Source organism: Neobacillus sp. (genome assembly GCF_031988165.1).
In the GTDB taxonomy this organism is placed as follows: domain Bacteria; phylum Bacillota; class Bacilli; order Bacillales; family Cytobacillaceae; genus Neobacillus; species Neobacillus rhizosphaerae.
The window spans coordinates 237,303-255,726 of record NZ_DALZYO010000001.1; the positions used below are offsets into that span (position 1 = coordinate 237,303).

General features: G+C 37.5%; 18 protein-coding genes. 9 read left to right on the top strand and 9 right to left on the bottom strand.

The genetic code is table 11. The annotated features are described in order from the left end of the window. From RTR43_RS01210 to RTR43_RS01225, 4 genes are read left to right on the top strand one after another with little or no spacing between them, the layout of a single operon-like run. Complete coding sequence (locus RTR43_RS01210) at positions 1-1,326, top strand: nucleotide sugar dehydrogenase (RefSeq protein WP_312469062.1); 1,326 nt, start codon at positions 1-3, stop codon at positions 1,324-1,326. 13 nt (positions 1,327-1,339) lie between these two features. Then, complete coding sequence (locus tag RTR43_RS01215) at positions 1,340-2,422, top strand: Gfo/Idh/MocA family protein (protein WP_312469064.1); 1,083 nt, start codon at positions 1,340-1,342, stop codon at positions 2,420-2,422. Further along, positions 2,419-2,985, top strand: coding sequence for an N-acetyltransferase (locus RTR43_RS01220; RefSeq protein ID WP_312469065.1), 567 nt, complete (start codon positions 2,419-2,421; stop codon positions 2,983-2,985). The genes RTR43_RS01215 and RTR43_RS01220 overlap by 4 nt, the downstream gene beginning before the upstream one ends. Positions 2,986-3,015: 30 nt before the next feature. Then, a complete protein-coding gene (locus RTR43_RS01225; protein ID WP_312469067.1) occupies positions 3,016-4,149 on the top strand; it encodes a DegT/DnrJ/EryC1/StrS family aminotransferase in 1,134 nt (377 codons plus the stop codon). 34 nt (positions 4,150-4,183) lie between these two features. On the opposite strand, the gene RTR43_RS01230 is transcribed toward RTR43_RS01225, so the two are convergent. The 3 genes from RTR43_RS01230 to RTR43_RS01240 all read right to left on the bottom strand — a co-directional run bounded on the left by RTR43_RS01230 (position 4,184) and on the right by RTR43_RS01240 (position 6,749). Beyond that, positions 4,184-4,888 carry a DUF421 domain-containing protein gene (locus RTR43_RS01230; protein WP_483870150.1) on the bottom strand — a complete coding sequence of 235 codons (705 nt, stop codon included), beginning with the start codon at positions 4,886-4,888 and terminating at the stop codon, positions 4,184-4,186. Between the two features lie 180 nt (positions 4,889-5,068). After that, positions 5,069-5,533: a VanZ family protein gene (locus tag RTR43_RS01235; protein ID WP_312469069.1), complete on the bottom strand. Its 465-nt coding sequence runs from the start codon at positions 5,531-5,533 to the stop codon at positions 5,069-5,071. 166 nt (positions 5,534-5,699) lie between these two features. Beyond that, positions 5,700-6,749 (bottom strand): lactonase family protein, encoded by a 1,050-nt coding sequence (locus tag RTR43_RS01240; RefSeq protein ID WP_312469115.1) that lies wholly within the window; start codon positions 6,747-6,749, stop codon positions 5,700-5,702. Positions 6,750-6,928: 179 nt separating this feature from the next. Between RTR43_RS01240 and RTR43_RS01245 the strand changes: the two genes are divergently transcribed. Together RTR43_RS01245 and RTR43_RS01250 are read left to right on the top strand one after the other, a co-directional pair. Continuing rightward, positions 6,929-7,645: a DsbA family protein gene (locus tag RTR43_RS01245; protein ID WP_312469071.1), complete on the top strand. Its 717-nt coding sequence runs from the start codon at positions 6,929-6,931 to the stop codon at positions 7,643-7,645. Next, entirely contained in the window at positions 7,638-8,060 is a 423-nt protein-coding gene (locus RTR43_RS01250) for a disulfide oxidoreductase (RefSeq protein ID WP_312469072.1), read from the top strand. Before RTR43_RS01245 ends, RTR43_RS01250 begins: the two co-directional genes overlap by 8 nt. Before the next feature lie 9 nt (positions 8,061-8,069). On the opposite strand, the gene RTR43_RS01255 is transcribed toward RTR43_RS01250, so the two are convergent. After that, complete coding sequence (locus tag RTR43_RS01255) at positions 8,070-8,969, bottom strand: DUF2935 domain-containing protein (RefSeq protein ID WP_312469073.1); 900 nt, start codon at positions 8,967-8,969, stop codon at positions 8,070-8,072. 131 nt (positions 8,970-9,100) lie between these two features. Between RTR43_RS01255 and RTR43_RS01260 the strand changes: the two genes are divergently transcribed. Further along, the gene (locus RTR43_RS01260) at positions 9,101-10,687 is read left to right on the top strand and encodes an acetolactate synthase large subunit (protein ID WP_312469075.1); all 1,587 of its coding nucleotides are present in this window, start codon (positions 9,101-9,103) and stop codon (positions 10,685-10,687) included. 260 nt (positions 10,688-10,947) lie between these two features. On the opposite strand, the gene RTR43_RS01265 is transcribed toward RTR43_RS01260, so the two are convergent. The 4 genes from RTR43_RS01265 to RTR43_RS01280 form a co-directional block, all read right to left on the bottom strand. Then, positions 10,948-11,040 (bottom strand): YjcZ family sporulation protein, encoded by a 93-nt coding sequence (locus tag RTR43_RS01265; RefSeq protein WP_312469076.1) that lies wholly within the window; start codon positions 11,038-11,040, stop codon positions 10,948-10,950. Positions 11,041-11,470: 430 nt separating this feature from the next. After that, complete coding sequence (locus RTR43_RS01270; protein ID WP_312469078.1) at positions 11,471-12,310, bottom strand: hypothetical protein; 840 nt, start codon at positions 12,308-12,310, stop codon at positions 11,471-11,473. Positions 12,311-12,449: 139 nt separating this feature from the next. Continuing rightward, positions 12,450-13,715 carry an FAD-dependent oxidoreductase gene (locus RTR43_RS01275; protein ID WP_312469080.1) on the bottom strand — a complete coding sequence of 422 codons (1,266 nt, stop codon included), beginning with the start codon at positions 13,713-13,715 and terminating at the stop codon, positions 12,450-12,452. Between the two features lie 147 nt (positions 13,716-13,862). Continuing rightward, a complete protein-coding gene (locus RTR43_RS01280) occupies positions 13,863-14,309 on the bottom strand; it encodes a Dps family protein (RefSeq protein WP_312469082.1) in 447 nt (148 codons plus the stop codon). Between the two features lie 363 nt (positions 14,310-14,672). On the opposite strand from RTR43_RS01280, the gene RTR43_RS01285 reads away from it, so the two are divergent. Beyond that, complete coding sequence (locus RTR43_RS01285) at positions 14,673-15,275, top strand: cell wall hydrolase (protein WP_396954515.1); 603 nt, start codon at positions 14,673-14,675, stop codon at positions 15,273-15,275. Positions 15,276-15,424: 149 nt separating this feature from the next. On the opposite strand, the gene RTR43_RS01290 is transcribed toward RTR43_RS01285, so the two are convergent. Beyond that, positions 15,425-16,294: an alpha/beta hydrolase gene (locus RTR43_RS01290; RefSeq protein ID WP_312469083.1), complete on the bottom strand. Its 870-nt coding sequence runs from the start codon at positions 16,292-16,294 to the stop codon at positions 15,425-15,427. Positions 16,295-16,649: 355 nt separating this feature from the next. Between RTR43_RS01290 and fdrA the strand changes: the two genes are divergently transcribed. Beyond that, positions 16,650-18,398, top strand: a complete 1,749-nt coding sequence (gene fdrA, locus RTR43_RS01295) for an acyl-CoA synthetase FdrA (RefSeq protein WP_312469084.1) — start codon at positions 16,650-16,652, stop codon at positions 18,396-18,398. Positions 18,399-18,424: the final 26 nt, after the last annotated feature.

The window sequence follows — 18,424 nt, forward strand, 5'->3', positions numbered from 1 at the left end:
ATGAGTACTGTTGCTTTAACAAGTAATCTAAAAGAAAAATTATTAAATAAGACGGCAACACTTGGAGTTATAGGTTTAGGATATGTGGGTTTACCACTTGCAGTAGAGAAAGCAAAGGCTGGGTTTAAAACGATTGGTTTTGATGTACAAGAATTTAAAGTGAAAATGGTTAACGCTGGTAAAAATTATATTGGCGATGTGGTCAATGAAGATCTTCAAGAAATTGTCGAGTCAGGACTTTTATCAGCTTCTGCCGATTTTGCACAGGTTGCAATTGCAGACTGTGTATGTATTTGTGTCCCAACACCGCTTGATGAGCACCAACAGCCGGATATCAGTTATGTTAAAGCCTCTGTGGAGAGTATTCTTCCGTTTATGCATAAAGATATGTTAATTGTTCTAGAATCAACTACTTATCCTGGAACCACAGAAGAACTTCTTAAGCCAATTCTTGAAACGTCCGGACTAAAATGTGGCGTGGACTTCTATCTTGCTTTTTCTCCAGAACGCGTAGATCCAGGCAATTTAATCTATAAAACTAAAAACACTCCAAAAGTCGTTGGAGGGATAACCTCTACATGTACGGAAGTGGCTGCTACCCTCTACGAAAGCATACTAGAAGCACCAATTCATCGTGTTTCATCTCCAGCTATAGCGGAAATGGAGAAAATTCTCGAAAACACCTATAGAAATGTAAATATAGGGCTTGTAAATGAACTTGCCATTCTCTGCAATAAGATGGGTATTAACTTCTGGGAAGTTATTGATGCTGCTAAATCTAAACCATATGGCTTCCAAGCCTTTTATCCAGGACCAGGACTTGGAGGACACTGCATACCACTTGATCCATATTATCTCTCCTGGAAAGCACGCGAATATGGATTTCACACCTCTATGATTGAATCCTCCATGATGGTTAATGACCGTATGCCAGAATACTGTGTAGAGAGAGCTAGTAAAATCTTAAATAGGGATAAAAAGGCGATGAATGGGTCAAGAATTTTAGTGCTGGGTGTAGCCTATAAACAAGATATCAATGATTATCGAGAGAGCCCCGCTCTTAGAGTAATTGAAGAGTTAGAAAAAGAAGGGGCAGAAGTAGTTTACTATGATCCTTACGTGCAAGAGTATCGTGAACATGGAAAGCTTAAAAAAGGCGAATCTGAATTAACAGCGGACCTCATAGAAAATGCTGATTTAGTTATCGTAACAACTGCACATACGGAGGTTGATTATTCTTTTGTACAGCAGCATGCAAAGGCTATATTTGATACTAAAAATGCAATGAAGCTTGTAAATAATAGAGAGAACATTGAATTATTATAGAGGGGGAGCCATCATGGGTTTAAGATATGCAATAATTGGTTGTGGAAGAATTTCTCCAAATCATATAGCCGCAGCTATAGAAAATGAACTTGAAATTGTTGCTTTATGTGACATTGAACTCGAAAATATAAAGGATAAAATGTCAAAATTTAACCTTCCTCCATCTACTCCTCAATATACTGACTATAATGAGTTACTTGCAAAGGAAAAACCTCAGTTAGTAGCCATTTGCACTGAAAGCGGTAAACATGGTCAAATTGCTTTAGATTGTATAGAAGCAGGGAGTCATCTAATCATTGAAAAGCCAATCGCTCTTTCACTTGAAGAAACCGATGCAATCATTAAAAAGGCTAAAGAAAAAAATATAAAGGTGAGCGCCTGCCATCAAAACCGTTTCAATAAATCGATTCAAAAAATAAGAGAAGCAGTAGAAGAAGAACGCTTTGGAAGGCTGCTTCATGGGACTGCCCATATTCGTTGGAATCGGGGAGAAGAGTATTATAAACAAGCCCCTTGGCGAGGAACATGGGAACAAGACGGTGGAGCACTGATGAACCAGTGCCTCCATAATATTGATCTTCTTCGTTGGATGATGGGAGGCGAAATAATAGAAGTAGTCGGTATGACGGATAATTTGAAACATAACTTTATCGAAGCGGAAGACTTAGGTATGGCGCTCATTAAGTTTTCTAATGGAAGTTATGGAATTGTTGAAGGGACTACAAATATTTATCCAAACAACCTTGAAGAAACATTGTATCTATTCGGGGAAAAAGGCACAGTCAAAGCTGGCGGAAAGTCGGTAAATCTAATTGAAGAATGGCAGTTTGCAGACAAGTTAGATGACCCATATGAAGTCAAGGAAAAGTATCAAGAAAACCCATCGAATGTATACGGATTTGGTCATAATCCACTATATGCTGACGTAATTGATGCCATTCAAAATGATAGACCCCCCTTTGTGACAGCTGAAGATGGAAGAAGAGCACTTGAGCTCGTCCTTGCCATTTACAAATCAGCGGCAGAAGGTAAAAGCGTTAAACTGCCATTGGAAAAATGCAGCTCAATCGATTTCAAAGGCAGGTTTGATAGATGAGCTACTTTGTACATGAAAGCAGTTATATAGATGAAAATGTAACGATAGGTGTTGGCACTAAAGTATGGCATTTTAGCCATGTTCAAAAAGGTGCTCACATCGGTGAGAATTGCTCGATAGGTCAAAATGTCAATATCTCTACTAACGTGAAAATTGGCAATGGAGTAAAAATCCAGAACAATGTATCGGTTTATGAAGGTGTTGAATTAGAAGATTATGTCTTCTGCGGACCTTCAATGGTATTTACTAATGATCTAACGCCAAGAAGTAAATATCCGAAAGGTACTGAAGGCTATATAAGGACCCTAGTTAAATACGGTGCATCTATTGGAGCAAACGCTACTATCGTATGTGGCAATACAATCGGTCGATGGTCAATGATTGCTTCAGGCGCAGTTGTAACAAAGGACGTTCTAGACTATGCATTAATGGCAGGAGTACCTGCCCAACAAATAGGTTGGGTTTGCGAGTGCGGCCTGGTCCTAAAAAATGAGCTAAAATGTAATGAATGCGGCAAAGAATATACTCTTATTGAAGGCATTCTTGAAGAAAAATCTGAATAGTGGAAATTAAATTATGATGGAGATTGATGGATGATGGAATTCAGGGATTTAAAGACTCAGTATCAGAAATATAAGCAGGAAATTGATACTGCTATTCAGGCAGTACTAACAAATGCAAATTTCATTGGTGGAAATGAGGTAAAAGAACTAGAAGAACAATTAGCTGACTATGTTGGAGTAAAGCACTGTATTACTTGTGCCAATGGAACAGACGCACTGAATTTGGTGATGATGGCATGGGATATCAAAGTTGGAGATGCAGTATTTGTACCGGACTTTACATTCTTTTCAACTGGAGAAATTGTTTCATTTAGAGGTGCAACGCCTGTTTTTGTGGATGTAGATAGAGAAACCTTTAATATTGATACCATTAAGCTAGAAAAAGCAATTATCAAAACAGTTGAAGAAGGGAAATTAACTCCAAAAGCTATTATCCCTGTTGATTTATTTGGCCTTCCAGCTGATTATCCTGAAATAGAGAGAATTGCTAAGAAGTATAATTTATTAGTATTAGAAGATGGTGCCCAAGGGTTTGGAGGCAATATTAATGGAAGAAGAGCATGTAGTTTTGGAGATGCTGCAACTACTTCCTTCTTTCCTGCAAAACCTCTAGGATGTTATGGCGATGGTGGAGCTATTTTTACTAATGATGATGAATTAGCAGAATTACTGAAGTCATTAAAAATTCATGGTAAAGGTGAGAATAAATACGACAATGTTAGGATTGGAGTTAATTCAAGACTAGACACCATACAGGCCGTTATTTTAGAAGTGAAACTAAAAGCATTTATTGATCATGAATTGGAAGCTGTAAACCGAGTATATCAACTATATAATGAAAAATTAGCAGAAATTGCTAAAATTCCAACAATACCTGAGGGATTTTATTCAAGTTTTGCCCAGTATACGATTAAGCTTAAAAATAAGGAACAGCGGGATGGATTACTTGCGGAACTGAAAGAGCATGGAATTCCTACTATGATTTATTATTTGAAGCCATTGCATAAACAAGTTGCCTTTTCAGATTTAGAATCTGATGATCAAGACTTTGAAATAACTAATGAGCTTTGTGATACAGTGCTTTCATTGCCAATCCATCCGTATTTGAGTGAAGATGATGTAAATAGTGTATGTGAAGTGATTAAAGAATATAAGTTTTTTTGATCTGTGCAGTGCCCTCATGGCACTGTACAAATTTTTATTTGTATAGGAAAACCTTTAAATTGTTTTTGTTATCAATGGTGGTAAGTAAAACCTCACTAATTTCTGTTTTATATTTGGTCTTAAACGTGTTAATCAGCCACTCTTCCTCCTTGTTAACTTGCTTCAACACCTGAAAATCAATCTTTCCCTCCTTAATAATGGTCTTCGGCAAATCAAAAGGCTCGGTTTGTAACTGATACGTTGACGGTGTGATCGCCTCATACTGGGGATCCAAAAATATAGAAATCTTCCCATCTGACTCCCATAATGCCAAAGCTACTTTTTTTACATCCGCTACCTTCTCTTTCCTTAGCTCCGCTAATAATAAATCAATCGAGATTCTTGCCTTTTTTAGTCCTTTATAACTGATGTCCCCCTCTTTAATAATTGGGATTGGCGTTGATTCAATTGTGTTTCTGAGCCATGTCCATTTTAGATTTAAAAATATACCAAACAAATACAGAATAATGATGACAATTGTCGAGATTAATGAACCCTTTAATCCAATTCTGTGGTCTGAAAGTGGATGAGCAATAATGTTACCTAGCATTAAAGCCATCACAAAATCAAGTAACCTTAATTGCGAAATGGCACGAGAGCCCATTACTTTGACAGCTAATAGCAGAAATATAAAAGTGACTACCGATCTTAAAATCCACTCTATTACCGAAAGTGTTTCTTGGCCATGGAAAAAATGCAATGAGGACACATCCTTTATATGATAAACGTCCTATTTAGTATTCACACGAACTCTGATATTTTACGCTCTAAATTATCGAAAACAAAAAAACAGAAAGAGCAATTGGCTCCTTCTGTTTCTTCAAAAGTAAACTAGAACTCCCTGTTTTGCTTACAAGCCCACAGCTGTACTGCAATTTCCCTAAAGTTTAAGCTTCTTCAAAATAAAGAATACTAATAAAACCCCCAATGAATCAATAACGAGGTCATAAAGCCGTCCATCTCGTCCGAAAAACAATTGAAGGATTTCTGTTAATAATGCCAGAGAAATAGAGAGTCCGATAGAAAATTTATGGCTTTTTATCAAGTTGAAAAGGAGAAGATCCATTACAGCAAAACCAATAAAATGTCCCAACTTTACTATCAGATAATCGGGATGTATTAATGTCAAATCATTGAAATAAAAGAAGGACAGTAAGTCTGGTTTTGACACCCAACTAAAACCGACTGATTGTAAATCTAACAATTGCTCCAAATTTTCGGTCCAGGTACTTAACAATAAAAATATTCCCCAAAAAACAACAAGTGTAATTTTCATAAAAAGAATATGTTTTTGAGGTTTTTTATTATTTGTACTTCTACTACTTTGTATTTGGTAGTGGGTCATCACTTTTCTCCTATCTTACTAGTGTTCCTAGTAAGATTATAAAAGAAAAGTGATGGAAAATTTGTCAAACGAGGTTGTCGAATATCGGAAGGTAATGGACTTAAGCCGGTCTGGAGTAGAAAAAATAAAGCTGATTGGAAAAGGTCCAATCAGCTAAACTTAAAAACTAAATATGTAAAAACTTCACACAAACAGGATGTGGCACAACAATATCAGACTGTATAAGGGTTAACCTCCCCGTTGCCTCGTCCCTTGAAAATAGCGCAAGATTCCCAGATTCTTGATTTGAAGCAATGACGAATTTTTCGGATGGATCGAATGCAAAATCCCTTGGCCAATCCCCTTCAGTGGAAGTATGCTCAATAAAGCTTAGCTCACCCGTTTCTTGGTTTACAGTAAAAACAGCTATACTGTTATGGCCGCGATTCCCAGCATAGATAAATCGTCCATCAGATGAAATATGAATCGCACTACCTTGATTATTTTCGGAAAAATCAGCAGGAAGCGTAGAGATATATTGCTGTTCGCTAAAATGACCATTTTCCTGATGATAGGATAGAACAATCACCTCTGAGCTAAATTCTGTCATGACATAAGCAAATTTACCGTTAGGATGGAAGGCCAGATGGCGAGGTCCACTACCTGCTTTTAACGGCAGCAGTTTTACCTTTGACAGTGTGCCATTTTCATTGATTGCATAGGTAATAAGGGCATCGATGCCTAAATCAACTACTGCCAGATACTTTTCATCCGGTGTAAGTCCCACATAATGAGTATGAGGTTTATCCTGCCGTGGATCCGGACCCCGGCCTTCATGGTTTATCACGGAGGCAACAGATTTTAAGGCGCCATTCTCCTGGTTAATCAGGTGGGAGACGACTTCGCCTTTATGATAATTTGCACTGAAGACATATCGATTTTTGCTGTCAACACTAACATGACATGGAGAAGAACCAGCAAGTAATTGGCTATTAACGGTTGTTAATCGACCGTCTTCCTTTATGGAAAAAGCAGTAATACCACCAGTTTCTCCTTCTTTTGCCACGGAATAAAGGTATTGATTGTCCTTGCTAATCGTTAAGTAGGTAGGGTTTTCTAATTCTCCAGCAACATGAACATTCTCTATTTTTTTGCTTTCTATATTTAGAGTAAAGGAATAAATCCCTTTACTTTCTCCTTTTGTATAGGTTCCAACAAACCCACTATATTTTGTCATCATTCAATCTCCTTAAGGTAACAATATTAGAATACATGTTTATCATATCCTAAAATGGTAAATAAACTAAGCGAGAAGAACCTTTTATTTGCATTATTAAGTAGGATAGGTAATATTTAAACTAAATAGGAAAACAACCTACATATATTTTCCGTACATTCAATATAAGGAGTTTGATTATGGCAAATAACAAAAACAACAACAAGATAAATGAATCGAAATCGTCATCTAAGTTCACCTTTTGGGTTATAGGTTTGGTAGCTGTCTGTATTTTAGCTTTTATTTTCTTAAATAATCAATCAAAACAACAAGGAAAAGTAAAAACAAATGAAATTGATTATTCAAATCAGCCTTTCTTGGGCAAAGAGTCGGCACCTGTATCCATTATTGAGTTCGGCGATTATAAATGCCCTAATTGTAAAAACTTTTCCGAACAAGTTGTGCCTATTATCAAAGATGCGCTTGTTGATACCGGGAAAGCAAAATTATATTTTATGAATGATTCCTTTATCAATGTTGATTCCATTCGTTCTGCTAAATTTGCGGAATCTGTCTTTCAAGAATTAGGAAATGAAAGCTTTTGGAAATTCCATGATCGTCTTTTCGCAAAGCAGCCAGAGGATCCAGCTGCAGAAAAAAAGGATGTATTTACTGAAAACTTTTTGATTGACACGTTAAAGGAAGTGGCGAGCGATAAGGATGTCGATAAGGCCGTTAAAAACTTCCAAGCTAAGAAGTCCGATGATGCCTGGCAAAAGGATATGGATTATGCGGAAAAACTAGGGGTTACTGGTACCCCAACCATTTTTGTTAATGGTAAGCAGTTCACAGGCAAATCAATCGATGACTTAACCAAAATGGTAGAGGAAGCAGCAAAGGGGAAGAAGAATGAATAAATCCTTACTTCTCGCTTGGATTTCTGCTATCATTGCCACACTTGGCAGCCTATATTTTAGTGAAGTCATGCATTTCATTCCTTGTACTCTTTGCTGGTACCAAAGGATTTTCATGTATCCCTTGGCGATTATTTTAGGGATTGCTGTCTACCGGAATGATAAAGGTATTTATAAATATGTGCTGCCACTCTCAATTGTTGGAATGCTTTTATCGGGATACCATACATCATTACAAAAAATACCATATTTGCAGCAGTTTGAAATGTGTACAAGCGGTGTGCCTTGCTCGAAGGATTACATCAACTGGATGGGTTTTATTACAATTCCATTGTTAGCGTTTATTGCTTTTACGATTATTACAGTGTGTCTAGTTATTTTAGCTCGCAGCAATAAAAGAGAGACTATCCTCGGATAGTCTCTTTATTTAACCTAATCCCATTTGCTGTTCCTGCTGTTTCACCTTTAACCTTTCCTCTAAAACATGGACCATTTGTAGGAAATGGTCCGCTTCCCTGACTACGTGGTCTGCAAGTAATGGGTCGATGACATTTTTTATTTGACAGCTTTTTATTAAATCAAGACCTGCTTGTTTAAAATTACGAAGCTCATGTGTGGCATTTTCACTATCTTTATTTAGCTTTCCGATTATTGGATAGGTCGGACTTTTTTTATATAACATTGATTCAACGTCTCGGGCTTGGTTAAGAAGAACTTCGAAATCGTCCCCAAATTTCAGTGCAGTTTTAACAAGATTCCGTTCCGATTGATCAAGCAGAGAGGCGATAAAGCGGGAATGCTCCATCATAATCTTTAACCAAAAAACATTTTCCTTAATTATTGCATCTTGAATAGGATCCAAAATCCCTTCATTAAATTTTTTTAACGTTCTCATAAAGTATTCAGCCTCTCGGGCAATATGATCGACAAGAAGTGGGAAGTTAAAGCCCATTACTTTGCAATTGACAATTAGAATAAGCAAATTCCGTTTGAAATTCCGTAATCCTAACACAAGCTGAATCGAATCCTCATTTAACTTCCGAACGGCAGTTACATTATTGGGGGTTTGGTAGGCTCTTTTTTCCTGCTCCTCAAAATAATGATAAAACCGATCGGTTTGTTGAATGAGTTGCTTGTCTTTTCGATTAAATCCTTCGCCTAAAAAATAGGAATGCTCCTTCATAATTCGCAACCAAAATTTATTTTCGGTTAAAGAACGTTCAATAAACAGTTGTTCCGTTAATGATTCGGGTGGTGCGGCAAACGTTTCTGGGGCAATTAACATTTGATTATTGGCATCCATTCCGTTAAATCCTTGCTGAACCATAGTTCGCCCTCCTTAAAAGCACGCATATTCCATTATATTTGCTGATTTTTTTTTTATGTTCCAAGCTACTGTTCATGATTATAAAAATTTAGAAAACAATAAGGGAAGCAAATAATCTATTGGAGGCAAATATGAAAGCATCAGATGTAGTTGTCAGCTGTTTAGAAAACGAAGGTGTGGAATATATTTTTGGGATTATCGGTAAAGAGGTCCTTGATTTAGCCCATTCTTTGTCGGCTTCTGAAAAAATCAAATACATACCCGTTCGCCATGAGCAAGGTGCCGCATTCATGGCTGATGTTTACGGCAGAATCTCCGGAAAGCCAGGTGTATGTATGGCTACGCTCGGCCCTGGGGCAACAAATCTTTTAACAGGAATAGCAAGTGCAAATTTGGATTATTCTCCAGTTATCGCTTTAATCGGACAAACAGGATTGGATAAGCAACACAAACATGTCCATCAGTATATCGATATCGAGAAGGTTTTTGAACCAGTAACAAAATGGTCTGTGCAAATAAAAGCGGCAAACATGATTCCGGAAATCATCAGAAAATCCTTTCGAATTGCAAGCGAAGAAAAGCCTGGGGCAGTCGTAATACAAATACCCGAAAACATCGCCATGGAGAATGTGACCACGAAACCAATAGCCGTTTCAAGCTTGCCCAAAAGCGTACCTGCAGCTGAAGCACTCAAGCTAGCCGCACAGTTGCTTAACCAAAGTCTGCGTCCCTTTATTCTTGTCGGAAATGAGGTTATTCGCCAAGAAGCTGTTAAAGAAGTTCAAACATTTATAGAAAATCTAGGCTCGCCAGTGGCACAAAGCTTTATGGCCAAAGGGATTTTACCAAAAGCTCACCCTCAAAATTTTTATACATTTGGTTTTAATCAAAAAGATTATGTACTTAAAGGGTTTGAGGAAGCTGATTTACTAATCGTGATTGGCTTTGATATCCGTGAAAAGCTTCCTTCCGAATGGAACATGAAAAAGGTCCCAGTCATCCATATATCTGCTTCAGCAGCTGATGTAGATGAATGCTATCCAGTAAAGGTAGAATTAGTTGGGAATTTGAAAGAATCACTGCCACTATTTCTAAAAAATGAAATTAAGCCTAAGCATTGGCTGCCAGCAGGAGACTTGAAAAATCGGATAGTAGAATCTTATTCGATAGTTGAAAAAGTAGGAGACGATTCCTCACTAACAATTGAACATATCCTGCAGGCTATTGAAAGGGCCCAGACGGAAGATACAATTGTTATTTCAGATGTAGGCTCACATAAGATCTCGGTAGCAAGGACCTATCAACCGAAGCATGCCAACCAGCTGATCATTTCCAATGGATTCGCATCAATGGGTATCTCCATTCCTGGTGCAATTGGGGCAAAAGTAGCAGCGCCTGAAAAAACAGTTATTTGTATTACTGGGGATGGAGGTGCATTGATGAACTTTTCTGAACTAGAGACGGCGAAACGGTTAGGATTGTCCTTTATCATTATCTTATTGGATAATTCGATGTTAAAGCTTGAAGTGGATATGATGAAGCGGAAGTTCGCCAATAGTTTTGGCGTTACTTTTACTAATCCTGATTTCATCCAATTGGCCGCTAGTTATGGAGTAAAAGCGATGAAACCAACGAACACAATAGAGTTTGAAGCCATGTTGACAGAAGCTATCAAATTGAAAAATGAGATTGTTTTACTCGATACCCGCCTAATTTGAAAAGTTATGGAATGAAGACCACCCCCTCTAATATTTTATAGTAAGGAAATTTCAGGGGGGGTTATGGAAGGTAACAAAGCATTATAATCGGTTTCGATAACTACTGCTATCTAGAGGTTCCTTTAGTGGGAAACAGAAAAATATGAAGCTTAACGATCCAATCATTTATTATAACGAATAAACATGAAAAAGAGCGGTGAAACCAAATGGTTACCGCTCTTTTCCACTTGAGAATGATGATTTTAGTGGGGGTTCATTTATTAGTACATAAATGCTGTACCAACAATGATTAATAAAACAAATAACACAACAATTAAAGCGAAGTTGTTGTTTTCTCTGTGAAAATCAGACATAGTTAACACCTCCTCCACTAAATAATTACAATTTATGCAGGAAGCCTTGCAAATGAAATGGACAAGAGTTTAGAAACTGAAAAAATAGCAAATAGTAGTGACTACTATCGATTTCATAAATCATACATAATGTTTTGAATATCAAGACGCAATGGCTGTTATTAAGCTTTTGGTTAATAAGAAGTTAATAACCTTTATATTTTTTTGATGTTTCACTTCAGAAAATATCCCTGCTAGATTTGCTTCCACTATCTTTTTCTAAATTATTTACCGCCCGCGGAAAGCGAAGCGCTTGGAACGGAAATCAACAGACAAGTTTAGCAACCTAAAAATAAGAAGGGGCTTCCAAAAGTCATTTACCTGACTTTTTGGACAGCCCCTTTAATATTAATTGATTCGCCGCTAAACGGGGGCGCTTCCGCTTTTCTGATTATTCCATTGCATCATAAATTGCTTTCGTATTTTTGTTCACACCATACCAGCCCCGTGTTGTGGTATGCCCTTCGCCTGTACTTGAATTATCGACAACAAATTCATAGACGTGGATTATGTAGTCGCCATTGTCAGCATCATGGTCATACACTACTTTTACATTTTGGTCAGCTTGAAGTCCAAGATGCTTTCTTACAAGATCTTCCGCTTGTGAATGGGAGAGAGTTTCGTTTGCATCCTTCTTTTTTTCCTTAGCATTCTCTTGCTTTTTTGATTCATCTTGTTTCTTTTTTGCTTGATCAGCCGCTTTTTTCTTGTTTGTTGAATCTATAACAAGTTGGGAAGCTTCGTCCGTCAATTTTTCAATCGAGGCATTCTCTGGATAGCCGAGTGTTTGGGAGACTTCTTTAAACACTTCGATTGCTTGGTCAAACTGATTTTGCTCTAAAAGTGTTTTTCCCTTGATCATTCTTTCATTTAACGAATTCGCAAGTGATTTCGCTTCTTGGATTTCTTTTAGTAGAGCAGTAGCCTGTTGGTTGATTTTTTCTTTTGCCACTTTGTTATGTAACAAAGTGTTTAATGTATTAATCGCGGCATCTAAATCGCCCTTATGATAGAGTGTAAGACTTTCCTGCATGCTTTCAGCAACATGAAGATATTCTTTCGCCTCAGTTGTTTCTTTTTCTTCTAAAGCATTTTCAAATTTGTCTATTGCTACCGTATAGTTTCCTTTTTGCAATGCAGTTTTTCCTGCATCCATACTCTCTGTATAGGCCTTTGGCGTACAGGCCGATAGGAAAATTACGGCTAGTAATAGGAAGGTCAATCTTCTCATAGTCATTCCCCCAGTGGCAGTTCAATTTTTCAATCGGATATGCTTGTAATAAATTGTACAGTTTGCGACAGAATCTGACAATAAGGAAGAACAGAAAAGGACACCTGTCCTGCATGAGAGAAGGGAAGGTGTCCTTATTTTAACTGTATTGTGGTCGTAGCTTCGAGCGTTTATTGACGTGTTGCTCGGCACTTAAAGCGGCAATAGCCCCATCTGCAGCAGAAATAACGGCTTGCTTAATCGGCGTTCTTCTGGCATCACCGCCGGCAAAAACACCATCTATATTTGTACGCAGGAGTTCATCGACCATGACATAGCCATCTTCATCTCGCATAACTGCACCGTTTAAGAAATCTGTGCCGGGCTTCATCCCGCCAAGATATAAGAAAATACCATCGATGGTCCAAATTTCTTCTTCTCTTTTATCATTTAGAATGACAATTTTCTCAACACTATCAGTCCCAATGATTTCTCTGACACGGTGGCGTTTATAGATTTCAACCTTTGGATTATTTTGTAACGCAGAAAGGTCGACGTCGCCTTTCAATTCAGTTGGGATTAACAGTTTTACCGTTTTACAATACTTTGCCAGAGTTTCAGCCTCATGGATAGCCTCATCATTATCACCAACAACGGCGACAACCTGGTCTTGATAGAAGGCAGCATCGCAGGTTGAACAATAGCTTACACCACGACCGGTAAATTCTTCTTCCCCATTAATCTTGTTCGATGGTGCTTTAGCTCCAACCCCAATAAAGACACTTTTTGCTTTAATTGTACCCTCGGCCAGTTCAATCTTTTTGATTTCATCTGCAAAATCAACGGAAAGGACGGTTGAACGCACGAATTCGGCCCCAAAGTCTTTTGCCTGGGCCTGCATTCTTGTTAATAGCTCAAGGCCAGTTAATTCTTCGCGCACACCTGGATAGTTTGCTATCTTATGGGTAATCGCTAGCGTTCCAGCTTTAGGAGCTTTATCAATGACGAGTGTTTTTAATTTTCCGCGTGCAGCGTAAACAGCAGCGGAAGCACCAGCAGGACCGCCGCCAATAGTGACGAAATCATAAACGTCTTCCAATACCTTTTGATTAACGGGTTGAAAAATACCATCAGGATTTTCCCCAGTAGTCTCAGTTTGAGGAGGATTTGAAATGATAGGTTCATTTTCCGAAAGCCCAAGCAGTTTATTAAACTTTTTCTCCTGAAAACCTAATACAAGCTTTCCATTAATAAGTGTTGCTGGCGTTCCATAAATTTTCCGTTCTTTTAATTGATCAAAATATTCCTTATGTATGGAAGCGTTACGCTCTTCAAATTCAATTCCATGATCCTTTAAAAATGATTTTACTTTTTCGCAATAGGGGCAGCCTGTGCTGCTATAAACAATAACTTCATGCTTGGACATGGTAGCAAACCTCCAGTTTAGTAAGTTTATTTAGTATTATAATAATTTGATTACTAAATAAAAGTCAATACTTTTTAATAATTATTATAATTTAAATATTGCTAAAAAGTCCAACAAATGAAAAGTTGGACTTTAGCAAATAGAAAATTAAATTGTTTTTCCAAGGAATGCAGTAAGCATCCAAACATGCTTCTCTAAGCCAGAATGAATTGCAAGCAGCATATCTCCGGTTGTTTCATCATTCATTTCACCTGCAAAGCTCATGCCTTCCTTCAATTCCCCTATGATAACAGAGAAGTCACTGATGACAGACTCAACCATTTCATCAGCGGATTCATTACCTGATGCTTCCTTAATGGATGAAATTTCAAGGCATTCTTTCATGGTAGCTACAGGTTCGCCACCGATTGCTAGTAAACGTTCAGCCAATTCATCAACATGAAGTCCTGCCTCATTATAAAATTCTTCAAATTTGGCGTGTAATGTAAAAAATTGGCCGCCTTTCACATACCAATGATAGTTATGTAACTTCATATACAAGACAGACCAATTTGCAATTTGTTTGTTAAGTGTGCTGACTAACTGATTTTCCATATAAAAAGCCTCCTTTTTAATCCTACTTATATTATTACCAAAGTTAAAGGGAAAATCCTGTACGAATTTAAGGAATTTGATGTCAATTTAGTGAAGTCTCATTGGTAGGTATAGTCTTTATATCCTTTTTAAGTATTACATGCTTGATACAGAATGTAATAATGAGTCCTAAACTATCCACAAGAGTCATTTTTAGGAAAATAACAAAGAATGGTTGTTACTTCCAATTAGTAGACAAAAGCTTTCATACTGGGCGCTAGCCTAGTTGGATATCACTTACCATATATTGGGTAATGAATTAGAATGTTACAACTGATAGCCTTAGTAGTAGAGAAGCGAGTAACAAATATTGGAGGTAATAAAATGAATAAACTTAAAAAACTAGTAATTACGACTGGATTAATAATATCAATGTCAGCTTTTACCTTAAATGGAACGACTGAAGCGGCAACTACTACTCACAAAGTAAAATCTGGTGAAACTTATTGGAAAATTGCAACGAAATATGGAGTCCCTGTTAATAGTCTATTAAACGCAAACAATGCAAAAGGCAGTCTACTTTATGCAGGAACAAATCTAGTAATCCCAAATACTACTATTACTGCTGCAGAAAAAGACTTGATGGCCCGTCTTGTTCATGCAGAGGCTAAAGGTGAACCGTACGCAGGTAAGGTCGCAGTTGCCACTGTTATTCTAAACCGTGTTGCGAGCCCTGATTTTCCAAATACTATCAATAGTGTTGTTTATGAAAAGTCTAATGGTCATTACGCTTTCACCCCAGTCCAAAACGGTGCCATTAATCAACCATCAGATGCGGCATCAAGACAAGCGGTAAATGAAGCATTGGCATTTAAGGGTCAAGGTAATGGCTCGTTGTTCTTCTATAATCCAAACACAGCAGTAAGTAAATGGATTTTTTCTCGTGAAGTAACGGTAACAATCGGTAACCACCGTTTCGCGAAATAATAATAATAGCATGCCAAGAAAATAGATTTTTATACAAAAAGCAGTGAACTCCAAAAAAATGGAGTTCACTGCTTTTTTTTGCTTCTTTTTACAAGAACTGATAATTGTCAATTAGCAAAACAGGGGCTGAAGTTAGTTCAAGACATTGTTTAACCAAGATGTTTATGCAAAAATTTAATGACTTCGTCAAAGGCATCTTTGACAACTGGGTTTTGCCAATCCTCGTCAAAAACATGCTTGCCATTGGGAATTGTAATCAATTGATTCTCAACTCCAGCCTTATGTAATGCCTCGGACATCAGAACAGATTGCTCATATGGGACATCCTCATCCATGGTCCCATGCAAGAGTATAGTTGGAGGAAAATGAGAACTTACAGAATGAAGTGGACAATACTGGGAAAGCTCTTGATTCTTCATCCTCGGATTTAAACCGCTTATTTCCTCAATCCAAACTCCTTGCTGTCTAGCATACATGTAAATAGCATATCGTTTCTCAATCGGACCAACAGTAATAACCTTGTTCGAGACGAGCATTTTTGCCAGCTCTTTAGGGACGACTGTCAGACTTTGATAGTGGGAGCTAGGCTTAGTTGCCCAATCTCCAGTAATATCCCCATAACCGTAGAACGAAACAATTGCCTTTGGTTTGTTCATCAACGTCCCGGATAAAAGCGCAAGGTAAGCACCAGCTGAACTTCCAATCACCGCAATTCTTCTTGGATCATAGTCAAATTCCTTAGGGCCTTCGTTCTCGAGCCAGTAAAGGGCGTCAGCGATATCGGATTTAATATCAGCTAGTTTTGATTCTGGTGCTAATCGGTAATCAATAGAGAAAACATTAAAACCAGCAGAAAGATAAAGCTCAATCTGCTCTTTCTTCATATCTTCTCTTGAACCCCAGAACAAGCCGCCACCGTGAATGTAGACAACAACCGGGTTATTTTTTGGGGAAACAGAATAAAAATCTGCATTAATCTCAAAACTTTCTTCTCTTTTGTAGACAATCGTTGTTTTCATCTTTGTGATTCACACACTCTTTCTAAAAATGATAGTCACTTAAATATATTTCCTATACTAATTTTGAACGGAAATGAGGGGATTATTCTATTTGTTATCTATGATAATGGATTATCAGTCAAGGGTATTAATTTTTTGTCTTAATAAGTAGAAATAGTCAGTATTATCTAATGTATCATACTAAATTAAAATGAAAAAACTAGATTTGAAAAGTTTAACGAATTTTTAATGACTCAACCGGATTTTTTATTACATTGCAAGGGGAAAACCTTTACCATTGGATTGAAAAGAACTGAACTCATCCGTTTCCTAAAAAACGGAAAAACAATGACTAATAAAAGAGGTGCATAAAATAATGCTTTATACCATTATTAAAGAAAACTCCTACCAGGATTCCGTTAACCTAATGCTTCTCACAAATAAGATATCAACAATGGACGGTGTAAATAAAGTTCAAATTATGATGGGAACCCCGGCCAATAAGGATATTTTTAAAACAGCAGGTCTTCATACAGAGGAATTAGAAAAAGCTGCAGCAAACGATATGTGTATTGTGGTTGATACTGACTCGGAAGACAAAATTCAAGAAGTACTTGATGAAGTTGATAATTATTTAAAAAATCAAGCAATCAGCAACACAAAGCAGGAATTTGAATCAGTGCGTACTTGGGATAAAGCGCTTAAAGCACTACCAAATGCAAATATGGCGATTATTTCAGTTCCAGGTCAATATGCTGCAGAAGAGGCTGAAAAAGCGATTGATAACGGATTACATGCCTTTATTTTCAGTGATAACGTAAAAATTGAAGATGAACTTCGTATTAAACAAAAAGCTCACGAAAAAGGTCTGCTTGTCATGGGTCCTGACTGTGGTACAGGGATCCAAACTGGGGTACCAATGGCTTTTGCAAATATTGTGAAGCAAGGAAATATTGGTATTGTTGGAGCTTCTGGTACAGGTATTCAAGAAGTGTCTACAATTATCGATCGTATCGGTGGAGGCGTAAGCCATGCTATCGGAACTGGTGGTCGTGACCTGTCTGAAACGATTGGTGCAATTACCATGATGGACGCAATTAAAGGATTAGAAGTACACAAACAGTCAGAAGTTATTGCTATTATTTCTAAGCCACCAGCAAAAGAAGTACGTGACCAAGTTGTTAACTTACTTCAAGGTCTATCAAAACCAGTAGTTGCTATTTTCCTAGGAGAAGCTCCACATTCACATGAAGGAAATGTCCACTATGCAAATACGCTTGAAGAAACAGCTGCTATTGCTGTTGATCTTGCAAAGGGCAATCCTATTAAAGCAAACTATAATATTCTTACTTCCGATGTCCCAGCTGCAGACTTGAAACCAGAGCAAACAACGATCAAAGGTCTCTATTCAGGCGGTACACTTGGGTATGAAGCAGCTACTCTTATCAGTAGAGCTTTCGGTCTAGGAAAGTCCGAACATGCAGAAGAGGGCTACTTACTAAAAGTTAACGGCTTTGAAGTGGCTGACCTTGGCGATGATATTTACACACAAGGAAAACCGCATCCAATGATTGATCCTGAAACAAGAGTTCAATATTTTGAAAAAGCTGCGCAGGATGAAAAGACTGCTATTATCCTTTTTGATGTAGTTCTTGGTTATGGATCTCATGATGATATGGCTAGTGAATTAATCCCAGCTATTGAAAAGATCCAAAACGAATCAAAGAAAAACGGCAGAAATATTTACTTTGTTGGAACGGTTTGTGGAACAGAGCAAGATCCACAAGGTTACCAAGATCAAAAAAATAAGCTTGCAAAAGCTGGTGTCATCTTACGAGATAGCAACAACCAAGCTGTTCGTACAGCACTTGCAATGCTCGGTATTGATTTAAAAGAAGCAGATAAAGAAATGAAACCTGCTAGCAAAGTCTATGAAAAACAAGATCTCACAGTTTCTCCTGCAATCGAAAAATTATTAAACGAAAAACCAAGTGTTATTAACGTTGGTTTGAAGAAATTTACGAATGCCATTACTGAAAATGGCGGTACGGTTGTTCAGTTCGACTGGCGTCCAGTTGCAGGTGGAAATGAAAGAATGCGTAAAATCTTAGCTGTGCTTCGTTAAACTTTGTGAAAGATAATTCAAGCTGC